This is a genomic window from Cyclobacterium qasimii M12-11B, assembly GCF_000427295.1.
Taxonomy (GTDB): domain Bacteria; phylum Bacteroidota; class Bacteroidia; order Cytophagales; family Cyclobacteriaceae; genus Cyclobacterium; species Cyclobacterium qasimii.
In genome coordinates this window covers 1-15,709 of record NZ_ATNM01000132.1, presented here as the reverse complement: position 1 = coordinate 15,709, position 15,709 = coordinate 1, and the positions used below count along the sequence as shown (strand labels likewise).

Here is a 15,709-nt window from a genome sequence, read left to right as displayed (position 1 = left end):
CCCTATAGATTTTTAAGGTAGGGGGACTTATCTTAGTTATTTAGGCAATTTATTATTTCTATTTATTATGAACACCAAGAGTCCGTTAAGGGTAATTCCTATTGGGTCTCTACCTATTTTAAAATATAAAAAACTATGAAACCTATAGTTAAAGAATCCGATTACAGTACTATTAAGAATATTATTAATAACCTTACTCCTGCTCAAAAGACCAAAGAAGTAGGGCAATTGATGAATGAACTTGAGTTGGCCAAAAAAGTACCAGACAATAAAATACCTAAGGGAATTATTCAATTGAACTCCTATTTTGAGGTAGAAGTTGGGCAACCAGCTCAAACCATCAAAATGACAATGGTCATTCCTAAAAATGCTGACCTGGCCCAAAACAAGATATCTCTATTCTCTCCCCTATCGGTTGCCTTGATTGGTTTCAAAGAAGGCGCTACAATAGATTGGGTTTTACCTGGAGGGTTAAGAAAATTAAAGATTTTGAAAGTAGAAAATCAAGTCAAAAAGGAAGTTGCAGTCAAATAATTTCCCAATGACAATCCAATAAATCACAAAGAGAAGATCGTTCAAACTTATTCAACTTCTGTTATTTAACTATTGAAAGCTATTAAAAACCATAGGATTGACTACATTCGTCCAGTCATTCTAAATTTTTCAGAAGGGCTTTTAAGGGTTTCAGTCCCAGAAGGGGGAAATAAAGGCAACAATTGGCACCAAGCACACAGCTATTCTTGTGAAAATAAGGCAGTAAACTTTGGTTTCTATTGCAATTGAAGGAATTAACTTCTATCTTTGTGTCCCTTTTTGAGGGTGAAATGTATTTAACAAGCTAATTATTAAACATTTACACAGTGAATACTTTAAGCTATAAGACCATATCAGCGAATGACGCCACGGTGGACAAGGAGTGGGTAGTAGTGGATGCCCAATCCCAGATACTAGGTAGATTTTCAAGTGAAGTGGCAAAAATGTTGAGAGGGAAGCACAAGCCAAACTTTACCCCTCACGTAGATTGCGGAGACAATGTTATTGTTATCAATGCCGAGAAAGTTAGACTTACCGGAAGGAAGTGGACTGAGAAGGTATATGTTCGTCACACGGGATTTCCCGGAGGGCAACGTGTAGCTACTCCTAAGATCCTTTTGGAAAAATCTCCTCGAACTCTGGTAGAGAAAGCAGTAAAAGGTATGCTTCCAAAAAACAGACTTGGCAGAAAAATGTACACAAACCTGTACGTATATGCTGGATCAGAACATCCACACAGCGCACAGAAACCTAAAGAAGTAAAACTTTAATGCTACCCGTCAATGGAAGTAATTAACAAAATTGGAAGAAGAAAAGAATCCGTAGCCAGGATTTACGTTAAACCCGGAAACGGTACTATCGTGGTAAACAAAAGGGCACTTGATAAGTATTTCCCTTTTGAGCTGCACCAGATTGTGGTGAAGCAACCTTTGGTATTGGTCAACGAAGACGGTGCCTTTGACATTAATATTAATGTTGATGGTGGTGGAATAAGTGGTCAGGCTGAAGCCATTAGAATGGCGATATCAAGAGCACTTTGTGAAATCAACGAAGACCATAGAAGTCCGTTGAAGAAAGAAGGATTCTTGACGCGTGACTCTAGAATGGTAGAACGTAAAAAACCTGGACGTAGAAAAGCAAGGAGAAGATTCCAGTTCTCTAAAAGATAATTGGGAATATTATTTCCTAAATACTATAAAACACATATTTATAAATGGCCAATATCGAATATAAAGACTTACTGGATGCTGGTGTTCACTTCGGACACTTAACAAGAAAGTGGGATCCTAAAATGGCGCCTTACATCTTCATGGAGAAGAATGGTATCCATATTATAGATCTAAACAAAACGCTCGTTTGCCTTGAAGAAGCATCCAACGCAATCAAGCAGATCGTACGCTCAGGCAAAAAAGTTATGTTTGTAGCGACAAAGAAACAAGCCAAAGATTTGGTGGCAGAAGAAGCCAGAAGGCTTAAGATGCCATTCATCACTGAAAGATGGCTTGGTGGTATGATGACAAACTTTGCCACCATACGTAAATCTTTGAAGAAGATGTCAACTATAGACAAAATGTCTAAAGATGACGCTTACACCAACCTGGCGAAAAAAGAAAGGCTGATGATCAGCCGTCAAAGAGAAAAACTGGAAAATGTATTGGGCGGTATATCTGACCTAACTCGACTTCCTGCAGCACTCTTTATTGTAGATATTAAGCGGGAGCACATTGCTCTGGCAGAAGCTAAAAAGCTTGGTATTCCTGTTTTTGCATTGGTAGATACGAACTCCAACCCTAACTTGGTGGATTTCCCAATACCTGCAAATGATGATGCTTTTAAATCCATTTCACTATTAGTAAAAGCTTTCGGTGCTGCTATTGAAGAAGGTTTGTCTGAACGTAAGAAAGACAAGGACGATGCTAAACTTTCTGAAGAGGAAGAAGCAAAAAAAGCAGCAGACGCTGAAACTAAAGAATAATCCACTTTGACATTTTATTTACAAAAATTGGACACTGGCACTAGCCTGCTGTTCAATTTTTGTTTTATTGTCATCACCTATATTTAATTAAACAAAAAATATAAACCAATGGCTATTACTGCACAAGAGGTAAATAAATTGAGACAAAAAACCGGGGCCGGTATGATGGATTGTAAAAAAGCCCTTACCGAAGCTGAAGGAGATTTTGAAAAAGCTATTGATATCCTAAGGAAAAAAGGACAAAAAGTTTCAGCTTCAAGAGCAGACCGTGAAACAAAAGAAGGTGTAGTTGTTACTAGCCTTAGTGAAGACGGAAAAACTGGTATTTTGATGTCGCTTACATGCGAAACTGACTTTGTTGCCAAAAATGAGGAATTCTCCACATTTGCAAACGCAATACTTACTGAAGCCGTAAAAGCAAATGCTGACAGTATCGATACTGTTATGGCGCTGCCATTTGAAGGCATCACAATCGGTGAGAAAATCACTGAAATGACCGGTAAAATCGGTGAAAAAATTGAAGTGTCTCACTTCGAAAAAGTAACAGGCGAAATTGTAGAGCCTTATATACATTCTAACGGTAAATTAGGCGTATTGGTAGCACTTAACACTGCTGGTTCTGATGCTTCTGATGCTGGTAAAGATGTGGCCATGCAAATTGCCGCTATGAATCCTGTAGCACTAGACAAAGATGGCGTTGATTCATCTGTAGTAGAAAGAGAAATTGAAGTTGGAAAAGATCAGGCAAGACAAGACGGAAAGCCTGAAGCTATGTTGGAAAAAATCGCCTTGGGTAAACTAAACAAGTTCTACAAAGAGAACACTTTGCTTAGCCAAGCTTTCGTAAAAGATCCAAGTAAAACAATCGCTCAATACCTTGACAGCGTAAGCAAAGGATTGACCGTAACAAGTTTCAAAAGAGTTTCTATAGGTTAATCCTAACAGCAACCAAAACTTTGAAAAGCCTGCCCCTATTTTGGGTCAGGCTTTTTTATGCTGGATTATGTAAAGTAAACTCCTTAGAAAGACCTAAGTACTTTCATTGGTCAAGTGCTAATTAAACTGCTGCAACATCTCCACCACTTTCTTTTCGAACATGGCTTGCCATTCAGGTGCCAAAAACGTATCGCTATCCTCTTGTGCAGCCCCTTTGTTTTTTAATTGCTCAGCTGTCGGGGCATAATAGATGTACCCATTGGTATATCCAGCAACAAAGGTGGAAGCATATTTGGATCTTTCTTTGATGTTTAACCCTATCTCAACGGTCAATTCTCCAGGGAAAGTTACCAGATAAAATCCCCTATATTCACGGCTAAAATTTCAACAGGAAGCATGGTTTCTCCTTGGGCCAACTCATTGTGCATTTTCACCAATGCCAGGTTGGTATTTACCCGAACGAGTTCCTCCATGGTGTAAATATTGTTTTGATAATTAACCATGTCATTCTTATTGACTTCATCCCAGGTCCGCAATCCATCTGCCCCTATCATCTCTTCATGCATGTACCTGTATGCATAAGCTGAAGGATTGGCCGCCGAATAATTGTGTTCATTTAATAAGCCTATATATGTTTTTAGATTGACATTGGTCCCGCGGAGGGAGTTAACCAATGTACCTTGTTTCTCCTCCAAGGCCTTTATTCGACTCTGGAAGTCAGCCATGGGAAGCTCCATGGTTTCATTGATAAGGTGAATTTTATTGCCTTTTTTACTGGGGATATCCTTTAGGGCATTGAGTACGCTGAGGCCAAGCATGTTTCCCAATGGTTCTGCATCCGGAGGTGTTTCTACCCCTTTATAAGAGACAGGGTTGATGTCTCCACCACAGCCTTGTAAGAAAAACGCCATCGTTCCTTCCATGTGATCCTCAATCACCTTAGATGCAAAGCCAATCATATCAGCTGTATTGCCCCCGTTAGGCACGCCTTGAATAGGGTGAACGGCGAAGTTATAGACTACAGCTAAGTTTTCGCCATTTAGTTTATCCACCCTTAAAATTCCGATCTCGGTATCAATTGGCCCAATTTTATCAATCTCTTCATCTGGGGGAAACGGGTAAGCCCTTCGCATATCTGCCTGATTTCCATTTTTCAGATACACCCTTCTATTTTCCATGATCCTGTTTTCAAAACCAGTTCCCGTCCCAACTTTTACTTTCACCATATTCTCACTTGCTGCAAAGACGGCATCCAGGGTAAGTTGATCTACATCTTTCCGCACGATACCATGACAATGGCTGGCATTAACTAGCACATTGGAGGGAGGAATACCCAGTTTCTTTTGAATTTGGGTGCGGACGGTTTCCATGTAGCCTTCAGGGATGGGGCCTATCCCCTCCACTGCTACCACATCAAGGGTAATAATAACCATCTTTGTGGTTCCATCATCCAAGACCATTGCTTTAGCAAAAAGAGGGTCATTGACGGCTCCTGCTTCTCTGTCGGTGATATCCATTTTGGCCACTCCTGCTCTCAATTGGGCCAATGCAGGTGAACAAAAAATAAGTGTAAATAGTAATGAAAAAAATAAATTCTTCAGAAAGATTCGTTCCGATTCGGGATGCTCTAAAACCAATATTAATTCCTTCATGTTTTAATCAATTGGGCGTAAAGGCAATATACCAAAATATATTTTTAGATATTCAGGCACTTTTATACTTAAATCTACTATTTAATTCTATAATAAATATTTATTGAATGTCGAGAAAAACCAAAAGTTAGCCATCTTGTTTGCATGAAAACAAAGATCGGTTTGGCCAATTCCTTCTAGGGAAAGGTTAAAAAAATCATCGCCTCCCAGCTTGTAAAACAAGATTTTTGCAGCAAATTAAAGCAGCAATTGCATTAAAAACCTTTCGTATAATCACCACGAATGGAGGGAAAATTTGAGGGAATAGAATTTTATATTGACAATTGTTTACCCTTTGTATTTGACAAAAACACCTGAAAGAGAGGTAAGCATAGAAATAAGAAAGAACAAAAGACTAAAGGCTACAGCCACATTTTGGTCAATCCCTACATACTCATGCGCAAGGACAAAAACCAATTCTCTAGCTCCTACTCCACCAATCGTTAGTGGCAATACAGAGACGGTGCTTGAAACGAGAAATATAAAAAGATAGGGAATTACTTGTTGTTGCACGCCCAAGCTCATTAAAATAAAATAAGCACTACACAATTGAAGGCCTTGGTTAAGAAAAGAATAGCCTGTACTTGAGGGAATGGTCCCCATGAATTGTTTAAAAAACAGAGACATCACCAAGTAAAAACCTGGTGGAATGGCCACTAATCCCAAAATACCCAACCAAAACATAGACACAGGAAAATCCCATGGCAAGTTCAGAATTAGCATCAGACAAAACATCAACCAAAGCAAAACTGCCAGCCCATTACCTCTGTCAAGCAATACAGCACTGAGCAATTGTTTAACGGGGATTTTATGAATTTTATTGAGTAAGTAAACCTTGTAACCATCTCCTCCTATCCCACCGGGAAGAAATAAATTGTAAAACATTCCTATGGCATACAATTTCACATTTTTCATCTCAGGAAGATGCAGTCCTATGTCCTTGAAATAAATATTTAATCTTATCGCACTAAAGAATTTAGAAATCACAAAAAGCACCCAAGCCAGAAATAGCCAACCAGGATTGGAGGCTTGGATAACTTTCCAGGTAGTCTTGGTATCTATTTTATTAAAAACCAGATACAGTGCCAGACCAGTAAGAAGGATTTTCAGAAAAAGTTTAAGCCTCTTTTTTATCACCTTGGAAAATTGCTTTCACTGTATAAGTCTTTTTATCCTGAGATTCGTAGTAAGTTCTAACGATTATTTCGGCCACAATTCCCGTGGTGATCAATTGCACCCCTCCAAGGAGTAAAATAAAACCTACCAAAAGTATCGGTCGGCCCCAAATATCTTCGCCCATAATTTTCAGAATGAGCAGGTAAATGTTAATTAAAACACCTCCTGTAAAGGAAAAAAGCCCCAAAGTCCCAAAAATATGAATAGGTCGCTGAAAATATTTCTGAAAGAAAAGCATTAAAATCAAGTCAGCAATAACCTTGAAAGTTCTGCTAAGGCCATATTTGGATTCGCCATGAATCCTTGGATGATGCTTTACATCTACCTCTGTCATCCTGGCACCTTCCTGTTTTGCTAACACCGGAATAAACCTATGCAACTCACCATATAAGCCCATATTCTGAGCGATATGTGCTTTATATATCCTCAAGCTACAGCCATAGTCTGACAAGTACACCTTGGTGGTATGCCTAATCAGCCAATTGGCCATTTTACTTGGTAGTTTCCTAAGAACAAAGCCATCTTGCCTATTGGCCCTTCGTCCGGCTACTACATCCCAATCCTCATTTCTGACCATATCCAAAAGCATTGGTATATCACTAGGATCATTTTGAAGGTCGCCATCCATGGTCACTATATACTTTCCATTGGAATGGTCGATCCCTCCTGCCAATGCAGTGGTTTGCCCATAGTTTTTATTGAACACCAGCACCCTGGTTTTATCATTCGATAAAAGCTTCATTTTTTCCACCGAGCGATCAGTCGAACCATCGTCCACCAATATCAGCTCATAATCTATTGCCGACAAGGCACTGTACACTGCTTCGAGCAAAGGTGCAATATTACCTTCTTCATTAAAAATGGTGATGACAACGGAAATTTCTGGTTGGGTCATGATTCAAAATTTGGACGAAATTAATGCTTTTTAAAAGCTGTGGCAAATTGATGGGCTAAAACCTACTGTTAAAAGAACAGCATTTTGGGAAATACTACGCTCCAGTCTATTTGACCAGATAGCAATTTTACTTATATTGAATCCAAAACAGACAATAAGTGAGCAGTAAAGGGCTGGTACAAATATATACCTTTCCTACTGGAATTATTTTCCAACCTTTAAAGCAAATGTTCATTTTCACTTAAACCAACCCTATAAAGATTGCGAAAATGAGCAAACAAACCGTTTTTACTTGCTTTCTGCTACCAAGTCTTGATTGAAAAATAAAACTGAGACACCTTTTTTTAGTATTTTATCTAACCATAAACCTTATACAATGAATACCCAATCCAGAAGAAATGTGCTTAAATCACTGGCCTTAGGCAGTAGTTTGGCCTTGGTAAGCCCTTATGACTTATTGGCAGCTAAAAAGAAACGAAAAATCGGCGTGGCCCTCGTAGGCCTAGGCTATTACAGCACAGATTTATTGGCACCAGCTTTACAGCAGACAGAACATTGCTACCTGGCAGGCATAGTTACTGGCACTCCTGACAAAGCTGTGACCTGGAAAGAAAAATACCAAATCCCAGAAAAAAACATCTACAATTACGACAATTTCGATTCCATAGCTGATAATCCTGATATCGATGTGGTTTATGTGGTGTTGCCTCCATCAATGCATGAAGAATATGTAATACGGGCCAGTAATGCTGGTAAACATGTTTGGTGTGAAAAACCTATGGCAGTTACCAGTAAGGAATGTAAAAACATGATCAAAGCCTGTAAAAAGAACAATGTGCAACTTACCATTGGCTACAGGCTACACCATGAACCAAACACACAAGAATACCGGTCTATCGTCCAAAACAATAAATTGGGTAAGGTTAATTATGTAGACTGTGCAGCAGGCTACAGAGAAAACAGGACCGATCATTGGAAACAGAAAAAAGAAATGGGTGGCGGTGTCATTTATGACATGGGCGTTTATGCCATTCAAGGGGCTAGATTGGGAACGAACATGGAGCCCATAGCTGTACACTCAGCCAAAGCAATTTCTACCCGTCCAGAAATATATAAGAATGGCCTAGCCGATGAAGTAACAGCAAAACTAGAATTCCCAGGTGGCATATTTGCGGACATCAGAACTTCATTTGCTGAAAGCACTAATTTCATGAATATCGAATGTGAAAAAGGAAACATTGCCTTGAAACCTTTTTCTAGCTATGGGGGAGCCAAAGGAGAAAGTCCCTTAGGCAAGATCAACCACTCTTATGAGGTGCCCTGGCAGCAAGCCAAGCAAATGGATGACGATGCACTTGCCATCATAGGAAACAAAGCACCTATGGTACCTGGTGAAGAAGGGCTTCGCGACATAAGAATAGTAGAAGCCATTCTCAAATCTGCAGAAAAAGGTAAAAGGGTGAAAATTTAACCGGATCAACAAACGATATAAATCAATTAAGATCCTTAGCCTCCAAGGGGCATACAATTAAAACATTGTCCTTTGGAGGCCTTATTATAAAATATTAACAAAGTACTTTTGGAAAGAAAAGACCACTCAAGCATTTTATTTTTTTAATTTTACCCCTTATTCTTTTCAAACATGAACAAAACTTCAGGGTGGATTAATTCTTACGGCTTTCCTATGATAGCCTTTTTGGTTCTGGTGGGACCATTTGCGCTAGATTTTCACCTCCACTATCCAGATGAGATGTATTATACAGATGCTGCCATCCGTATGATGCAGAACGGTGATTACCTCACCACCTATCTAGGGAATGGTGAATTACGATTCAAAAAACCCATATTGACATATTGGTTCGTTCTAGCGGGTTTCAAAACCCTGGGAGTAGCAGCCTATTCTTCTCGAATTTTATTTCTTCTCTTTGGCGCAGGAATAATTCCTATGGTTTATCATATAGCAAAATTGATAGGGAGAAGTAATAAACTCCCAGTATGGTCCGCTTGGATTATCGCCACACATCCCATTATCATTTTTAGTAGTACGCGGGCAATTCCTGATATTTTACTGGCGTTCTTCATGACTTTGGCAGCCGTAGGCGTTACAGGTCTATTAAAGTATGGCAATGATAGTCCTAAAAAACACCTATGGTTTTTTTATTTGGGATTGGCTCTTGCCTTCGAAGCTAAAGGACTTCCTGCAGCAGCATTGGGACTTGTAGCGATTGCTTACATGCTCTTTAATCCCTGGAAACGCATTAGCCTTATCAAGCTTTTGTATTTGCCAGCGATTATTATTGCCTTGTTTATTTCTTTGTTCTGGTTTGTGGCCATGTACCTAAAATTTGGACCTGTGTACCTGGACTCTTTTATAGAAGATCAGGTAGGAATGCGTGTAGGGAGCAGGCTATGGATGATTGCTAAACATTTTATTTTTGCTGTGCTATTAATGGGAGGTCTCTTTATCCCTTGGGTCGGCTTAAAGGTTAAATCTCTCATGCCAGGAATAAAAGCGGCGTTTAATCGAAACAAGGCTTTCATGGGGTTTGCAATTGTTTGGGTACTTTCTATCATAGGGATGACTGCGATGGTATCCACCTTTTATGAACGCTACCTTCTTCCTGTCACTCCTGTTGCTGCCATTTTCCTGGCGGGGGCACTATTAAAAACCCATGTTGTTCCATCCGTGACAATGAAGGTATGGACCAAAATATTAATAGGTATCAATTGGCTGGTATTGTCTGTCGCACTATTTGCCCATGTAGGGTTGGGGAGTTCTATTTGGATATTTGGGCAATGGATCATCGGCTTTGGTTTAAGCGTATTGCTTTGGAGAAAAATCAGCCTCAACGGCTATCAAGTACAGGTGATGGGTCTTTCTATTCTCTTATTATTTTTCTCTATTTCTCTGGTTACCCATCCTTTGTCCATACCGAATCAGGGAAGGCAGGTGCAAGCTTATGTTTCGACTCATAATATACCTGAAAACAGTAAAATCGCTTTTCTTGGCAACCTTCATTATGCCAGCAAAATAAGGATAGGGCTCGGCCCAGATTATCTCATGAAAACATTTGCCTCCATAGATGAAATACCTGAAAGCTATTCCTACATCATTTGTGATGAGCCAAGTAAAAAAACACTTGAAGGGTCACTTCCAATTATGGAAGTTGTCAGTTTAAATTGGGACCCGAAGTATATAAATGAAATGATAATGGCTATCATCAATGGGAATACTTCTGAAGAAAAAATGAAATGGGGGAAAAAGTACTATTGGATTGACAGGTCTTCCAACTAAGAAAAAAAAGGGTTGCTGATGATCAGCAACCCTTTTTTTGAAAAATGACCAGCACTATTGTTTGGCCAGCACAAGTTTTTCTTTGTGCTTTTTAATTTGTCTCCGAAGAGCCTCTATAGAATCATCAGCAGCTGCTTCGAAAGAATCATTTTGACTTTTTGCAAAAAATTGTTTACCTGGTACATTCAGTTTGATTTCCACGATTTTATTTTCACTTTTATCATTTTTATCCAACCGCATAAAAACCTCCCCATCAATGATTTGATCATAATAAGTATCAAGTTTATCAGATTTTTTCTGAATAAAGTTGATCAATTTCTGATCGGCTACGAAATGAATTGAATGCATTTGTAATTTCATAATAATAAACGTTTAAAAGTTAAACTTTAATTTAAGCTTTCGGATGTGCCTGTTCATACACAGCCTTAAGTTTCTCAATAGAATTATGAGTATATACCTGGGTTGCGGCAAGGCTTGCGTGGCCCAGAAGGTCTTTGACAGCGTTTAGATCTGCTCCTTTATTTAGTAGATGAGTTGCAAAGGTATGTCTCATAAGGTGAGGACTACTTTTGGTGTTTCGGACAAAAAGATTTAAATATTTCTTAACAATTCGATAAATCATCATAGGGTAAGCTACCTCTCTATTTAGTCTAACGATGAAAAAATCATTTTCGTTTTGAATAGAAAAACATTCTTCAAAAACTTTTTTGTAATGAAGTATGCCTATTCTTAGTTCACTTGAAATGGGTATTATTCTGTATTTTTTACCTTTACCCAGCACTTTTATCTGTAACTGACTAAGGTCCACCGCAGACCATTTCAATCCGATCAATTCTGACAATCTAATTCCTGTGAGATACAGCGTTTGCATGACCATTCGGTCTCGCTGCCCTTCAAAATCGACATCAAAATTAGTCGATGTTAATAAATTGTAAATTTCTTTTTCCTGTATGAACCCAGGAAGGACTCGCCCCTTTTTTAGTGACTTTATTTTAAAAGTTGGGTCTTTACTGATGATTTGGGAGCGTAATAAAAATTTATAGAAAGACCGCAACGTGGCCATTTTTCTATTGACGGTGGTTACCTCTAGCCCCTCTTCAATAAGATCTACCATCCATGCCCTTATTTCAGCATGGTCCGCCTCCTCAGGTTTGTCCATACCAAAGGCGGTATTTATGAAAAGGATAAACTGGTCAAGGTCTTTTTTATAAGCCAAGACCGTATGTGGACTTACCCTCTTCTCATGTTCCAGGTAGCTAATAAATGAAAAAAGCATATCGATGTTTTAGAACATCAATATGCTTAATATTTTCCAAAAATGAAAGGTTTTCTTATTTACCTTCCGCTTCTTGCATGCGTTGCTTGTAAGCTGCTTTAATCACTTCAGTTCTTCTAGAAATAGAAGGTTTTTCAAAAGCCTGTCTGCTTCTCAATTCACGGATGACTCCTGTTTTATCAAACTTCTTCTTGAAACGCTTTAGCGCTTTCTCGATAGATTCGTTCTCTTTTACGTTAACTACGATCATAATATACACCTCCTTTCAGTGCGCAAAGGTATAGAATCTTATTGAAAACCCCAAAATAAACACTGTCCCTATTGAACTGATCTGAAATGGAAGCTAAATAATCAATCTTATATGCCGTTTGAACTGAAATAGACAATCTATTTGCACTGAGATTTCTCCAGAAAAACACAAAGAATCAATAGTACCTTAATGGAGTTTAAAAACACCCTTACTCTTAAGCAAAACCTTACCCCTTGATTCTCAAATGCTTTTCTTTTTTGGCCCAAGCCCCTTATTGAAACATCTCTTATTCAGCGTTTTAAAAAATCAAGTATATATTACGTTTTATTTCTTTCTAACGATAGGATAAAATTTTATATTTGACAATGGAAAAAATTTTAATAACTGGTGGGGCCGGATATATCGGTTCCCATACGGCGGTGGCTCTTTTGGAAGCCGGCTACCAGCCCATCATCATCGATGATTTTTCAAATTCCGAAAAAAGTGCATTGTTAGGTCTTAAGAAAATTACTGGTCAAGACATCCCTTGTTATGAAGGTGATTGTAATGATGCAGAAATAATGGACCGTATTTTCACGGAAAACAAGCTTTCAGGAGTCATTCATTTTGCAGCCTTTAAAGCTGTTGGTGAGAGCTCAATGCTTCCATTAAAATATTACACCAATAATATCAGCTCTCTGTTGGTACTTTTGGCCACGATGAACAAACACAATGTAGAGAACTTGGTTTTCTCTTCTTCTTGTACCGTATATGGTCAACCAGATAAATTACCTGTAAAGGAGTCTACTCCCAGGAAAAAAGCAGAAAGCCCATACGGGAACACCAAAAAGATTTGCGAAGACATCTTGGTAGATCAGGTAAATAGTAAAGTGGCTTTATCTGCCATAGCACTCCGTTACTTTAACCCCATTGGCGCACATACCTCCTCAGAAATCGGTGAGTTACCCTTGGGTGTACCTTCGAACCTCGTTCCTTTTGTCACTCAAACTGGTGTAGGCATTAGAAAAGAATTGACTGTTTTTGGTGACGATTACGACACCCCCGATGGTACTTGTGTGCGAGATTACATCCACGTGATGGACCTGGCTGAAGCGCATGTAAAGGCAATCTCTCATCTTAAAGGAAAAGAGGCGCCATTTTATGACATTTTCAATGTCGGAACTGGCAATGGCAATACTGTAATGGATGTCATTAAAGGATTTGAAAAAGTAAGTGGGAAATCCTTAAATTATAAAGTAGGCCCTAGAAGACCTGGTGATGTTGTGAAAGTCTGGGCCGATACTACAAAAATCAATCAAGAATTAAACTGGAAAGCCCGCTTCAATTTAGAAGAAGCCTTAAGAGATAGCTGGAACTGGCAATTGGCACTTTCTAAAAACAATAGCTAACAATATGCTTAAACTCGTAGTCAATTTATTAACATTCGTATTGGTAATCCCAGCAATGGGATTCCAATTAAACCCAGATCCTAAACCCGTAGACAAGGTGTATCCACTTTTGGATGCTGCAAACTCTAGGTGGTTTTATTTTAGTGCTGCTACGCGCCCCTTCGGCATGGTCAACCTAAGCCCTGACCATGTCATAGATGGTGCATGGAATAGTGGTTATCGGTACAATGAAGACACTGTAAAAGGCTTTAGCCATATCCACGCCTGGCAAATGTCCGGCGTTTCGGTAATGCCTGTAAGTTATACCAAGAATCCGGAAAATTTATTGGGAGACTATTACTCCACTTATGACAGGGATAAAGAATCGATTAAGCCTGGCTATCATAAGGTTTTTCTAGAGCGATATGGTATAACAGCAGAATTAACCGCCACTCACCGTGTAGGATTGCACAAGTACAACTTTCCGGCTGGAAAAAAACAGGCAGTCCTTTTCCACCTTGGTGGAGTTTTGGGACCAAGCAAAATGCAAGACGGTGGTCTGAAACAAGTCTCTCCCTATATTCTGGAAGGACAAATTACCAATTCGCCTACCTCAAGAAGACCAAACACTTTAACAGTCTATTTTCAGGTCGAGTTTGATCAACCTATTGAAAAATTGATTGACAGCAATCAATCGCCTCATAAGATAGTGGCTTTTGCTGAGAGCAAAGGAAAACCATTGCACATGAAGGTGGCGCTTTCTTATACAAAGAATGAAAATGCTGCGCAAAATATGGCTGAAGAGCTCCCTCACTGGGACTTTGATAAAGTGGTGAAAGAAACCGAAGATGTCTGGAACGAACTTCTTGGCAGAATAGAGGTAGAAGGCAATACCGATACCCAGCAAAGGCGTTTCTATACCGATTTATGGAAATCCCTGCAAGGAAGAAGGACCATTAGTGATGTAAATGGTGCCTACCCTGACAATACCGGCGACAGCTTCAAGATCGGCCAATTACCACTTGATGATCAGGGAAAGCCTCTTTTCAAACAATACAATTCAGATTCCTTTTGGGGTGCACAGTGGACCATAAGTGTATTGTGGGCCTTGGTTTATCCTGAGATTGCAGAAGAATTTGCCAATAGTATGCTTCAGTATTACAAAGATGGTGGTTTGATCCCTCGAGGCCCTTCTGGAGGGAATTACACTTATGTAATGACGGGAGCATCCAGTACGCCGTTTTTTGTTGGGCTTTATCAAAAAGGAATCCGTGGATTTGACATAGGGCTTGCCTATGAGGGCCTTCGGAAAAACCACCTTTCCGGAGGAATGATGAGCAGATCAGGCTATGAACACAGATCAGCCAAGGGTGGCAATGTTGAAGACTATATTAGCATGGGATATGTCCCCTACCCTAACCCAAGAGGTCGCTTCGGCGGGCATGAGCAAGGTGCAGGACAAACCCTGGAATATAGCTATCAGGATTGGACACTGGCACAGTTGGCGCTTGCCTTAGGGAAAAAGGAAGATGCCACGCAGTTCTTGGCCCGATCCGGAAATTACAAGCATCTATACGACCAACAGACTGGCTGGATAAGACCTAAGGACGTGAATGGGGAATGGTTCAGTCCTTTTGATCCTTACGACTACGCCAAAGGCTATGTCGAAGCCAATGGGGCTCAATTCACCTGGTTTGTACCTCATGATATTGCAGGCTTGGCCACACTTATGGGTGGTAAAGAAAAAGCGGCTGAACGCTTGAACGAACAATTTGAACAAGCGGAGAAACTTGGATTTACTTCCGGTACCTCTCATTCACTTGAAACACATCCTGAGTACAGGAGAATTCCTATAAATTATGGCAATCAGCCTTCCATGCAAACGGCCTACATCTTCAATTACCTGGACCGTCCTGACCTCACCCAATATTGGTCGAGAAAAGTATTGGCTGCTGCATTTTCAGGGCTTTCTCCGGAAAGCGGATTTAATGGAGATGAAGACCAAGGGCTGATGGGCTCATTGTCTGTTTTAATGAAACTAGGGCTATTCCAAATGAATGCTGGAACGGAAGAAAATCCAATCTACGAATTAGGTAGTCCAATTTTCGATAAAGCCACAATCCATCTTAACCAGGATTACTATACTGGTAAATCCATAACTATCCAGGCCCAAAACAATGGCCCGGAAAATTATTATATCTCCCGAAAAACCTTTAATGGCAAATCCATAAAGGGCATTGGCATTCGCCATGGGGACTTGACCAAAGGAGGTTTATTAAAACTCCAGATGAGTTCAAAAAGCTAAAATAAAAAA

General features: G+C 39.6%; 16 protein-coding genes. 9 read left to right on the top strand and 7 right to left on the bottom strand.

Translation table 11 applies throughout. The features are described 5' to 3' along the window. Positions 1 to 135 precede the first annotated feature (135 nt). The 5 genes from ADICYQ_RS15640 (at position 136) to tsf (ending at position 3,445) form a co-directional block, all read left to right on the top strand. On the top strand, positions 136 to 534 hold the full coding sequence (locus ADICYQ_RS15640; RefSeq protein ID WP_020892976.1) for a GreA/GreB family elongation factor: 399 nt from the start codon (positions 136 to 138) through the stop codon (positions 532 to 534). A gap of 326 nt (positions 535 to 860) precedes the next feature. After that, positions 861 to 1,304 carry a 50S ribosomal protein L13 gene (gene rplM, locus ADICYQ_RS15635; protein ID WP_020892974.1) on the top strand — a complete coding sequence of 148 codons (444 nt, stop codon included), beginning with the start codon at positions 861 to 863 and terminating at the stop codon, positions 1,302 to 1,304. 12 nt (positions 1,305 to 1,316) lie between these two features. Beyond that, positions 1,317 to 1,703, top strand: a complete 387-nt coding sequence (gene rpsI / locus ADICYQ_RS15630) for a 30S ribosomal protein S9 (RefSeq protein ID WP_020892973.1) — start codon at positions 1,317 to 1,319, stop codon at positions 1,701 to 1,703. A 44-nt stretch (positions 1,704 to 1,747) separates the two neighbouring features. Then, positions 1,748 to 2,509 carry a 30S ribosomal protein S2 gene (gene rpsB / locus ADICYQ_RS15625; RefSeq protein WP_020892972.1) on the top strand — a complete coding sequence of 254 codons (762 nt, stop codon included), beginning with the start codon at positions 1,748 to 1,750 and terminating at the stop codon, positions 2,507 to 2,509. Positions 2,510 to 2,617: 108 nt separating this feature from the next. Continuing rightward, a complete protein-coding gene (gene tsf, locus ADICYQ_RS15620) occupies positions 2,618 to 3,445 on the top strand; it encodes a translation elongation factor Ts (RefSeq protein WP_020892971.1) in 828 nt (275 codons plus the stop codon). A 117-nt stretch (positions 3,446 to 3,562) separates the two neighbouring features. Here the strand turns inward: tsf and ADICYQ_RS27785 are convergent, their stop codons facing one another. The 4 genes from ADICYQ_RS27785 to ADICYQ_RS15605 all read right to left on the bottom strand — a co-directional run bounded on the left by ADICYQ_RS27785 (position 3,563) and on the right by ADICYQ_RS15605 (position 7,207). Next, complete coding sequence (locus tag ADICYQ_RS27785) at positions 3,563 to 3,778, bottom strand: hypothetical protein (protein WP_020892970.1); 216 nt, start codon at positions 3,776 to 3,778, stop codon at positions 3,563 to 3,565. Positions 3,779 to 3,792: 14 nt separating this feature from the next. Then, entirely contained in the window at positions 3,793 to 5,097 is a 1,305-nt protein-coding gene (locus tag ADICYQ_RS15615) for a hypothetical protein (protein WP_020892969.1), read from the bottom strand. 327 nt (positions 5,098 to 5,424) lie between these two features. Next, positions 5,425 to 6,273, bottom strand: coding sequence for a lysylphosphatidylglycerol synthase transmembrane domain-containing protein (locus ADICYQ_RS15610; protein ID WP_020892968.1), 849 nt, complete (start codon positions 6,271 to 6,273; stop codon positions 5,425 to 5,427). Further along, entirely contained in the window at positions 6,254 to 7,207 is a 954-nt protein-coding gene (locus ADICYQ_RS15605; protein WP_020892967.1) for a glycosyltransferase family 2 protein, read from the bottom strand. The genes ADICYQ_RS15610 and ADICYQ_RS15605 overlap by 20 nt, the downstream gene beginning before the upstream one ends. A gap of 376 nt (positions 7,208 to 7,583) precedes the next feature. On the opposite strand from ADICYQ_RS15605, the gene ADICYQ_RS15600 reads away from it, so the two are divergent. Together ADICYQ_RS15600 and ADICYQ_RS15595 are read left to right on the top strand one after the other, a co-directional pair. Next, the gene (locus ADICYQ_RS15600) at positions 7,584 to 8,678 is read left to right on the top strand and encodes a Gfo/Idh/MocA family protein (protein WP_020892966.1); all 1,095 of its coding nucleotides are present in this window, start codon (positions 7,584 to 7,586) and stop codon (positions 8,676 to 8,678) included. 171 nt (positions 8,679 to 8,849) lie between these two features. Continuing rightward, positions 8,850 to 10,502 (top strand): ArnT family glycosyltransferase, encoded by a 1,653-nt coding sequence (locus tag ADICYQ_RS15595; protein ID WP_020892965.1) that lies wholly within the window; start codon positions 8,850 to 8,852, stop codon positions 10,500 to 10,502. Positions 10,503 to 10,556: 54 nt separating this feature from the next. Here ADICYQ_RS15595 and ADICYQ_RS15590 read toward each other — a convergent pair whose 3' ends face one another. Genes ADICYQ_RS15590 through rpsU form a run of 3 tightly spaced genes read right to left on the bottom strand, consistent with a single transcriptional unit; the run spans position 10,557 to position 12,028 of the window. Further along, positions 10,557 to 10,862 carry an HPF/RaiA family ribosome-associated protein gene (locus tag ADICYQ_RS15590; protein WP_020892964.1) on the bottom strand — a complete coding sequence of 102 codons (306 nt, stop codon included), beginning with the start codon at positions 10,860 to 10,862 and terminating at the stop codon, positions 10,557 to 10,559. Positions 10,863 to 10,893: 31 nt separating this feature from the next. Further along, positions 10,894 to 11,778 carry a tyrosine-type recombinase/integrase gene (locus tag ADICYQ_RS15585; protein ID WP_020892963.1) on the bottom strand — a complete coding sequence of 295 codons (885 nt, stop codon included), beginning with the start codon at positions 11,776 to 11,778 and terminating at the stop codon, positions 10,894 to 10,896. Positions 11,779 to 11,833: 55 nt separating this feature from the next. Then, positions 11,834 to 12,028: a 30S ribosomal protein S21 gene (rpsU, locus tag ADICYQ_RS15580; protein ID WP_040416628.1), complete on the bottom strand. Its 195-nt coding sequence runs from the start codon at positions 12,026 to 12,028 to the stop codon at positions 11,834 to 11,836. 365 nt (positions 12,029 to 12,393) lie between these two features. Between rpsU and galE the strand changes: the two genes are divergently transcribed. Further along, on the top strand, positions 12,394 to 13,416 hold the full coding sequence (gene galE / locus ADICYQ_RS15575) for a UDP-glucose 4-epimerase GalE (RefSeq protein WP_040416627.1): 1,023 nt from the start codon (positions 12,394 to 12,396) through the stop codon (positions 13,414 to 13,416). 4 nt (positions 13,417 to 13,420) lie between these two features. Next, the gene (locus tag ADICYQ_RS15570; RefSeq protein ID WP_040416624.1) at positions 13,421 to 15,700 is read left to right on the top strand and encodes a GH92 family glycosyl hydrolase; all 2,280 of its coding nucleotides are present in this window, start codon (positions 13,421 to 13,423) and stop codon (positions 15,698 to 15,700) included. The last annotated feature ends 9 nt before the right edge of the window (positions 15,701 to 15,709 follow it).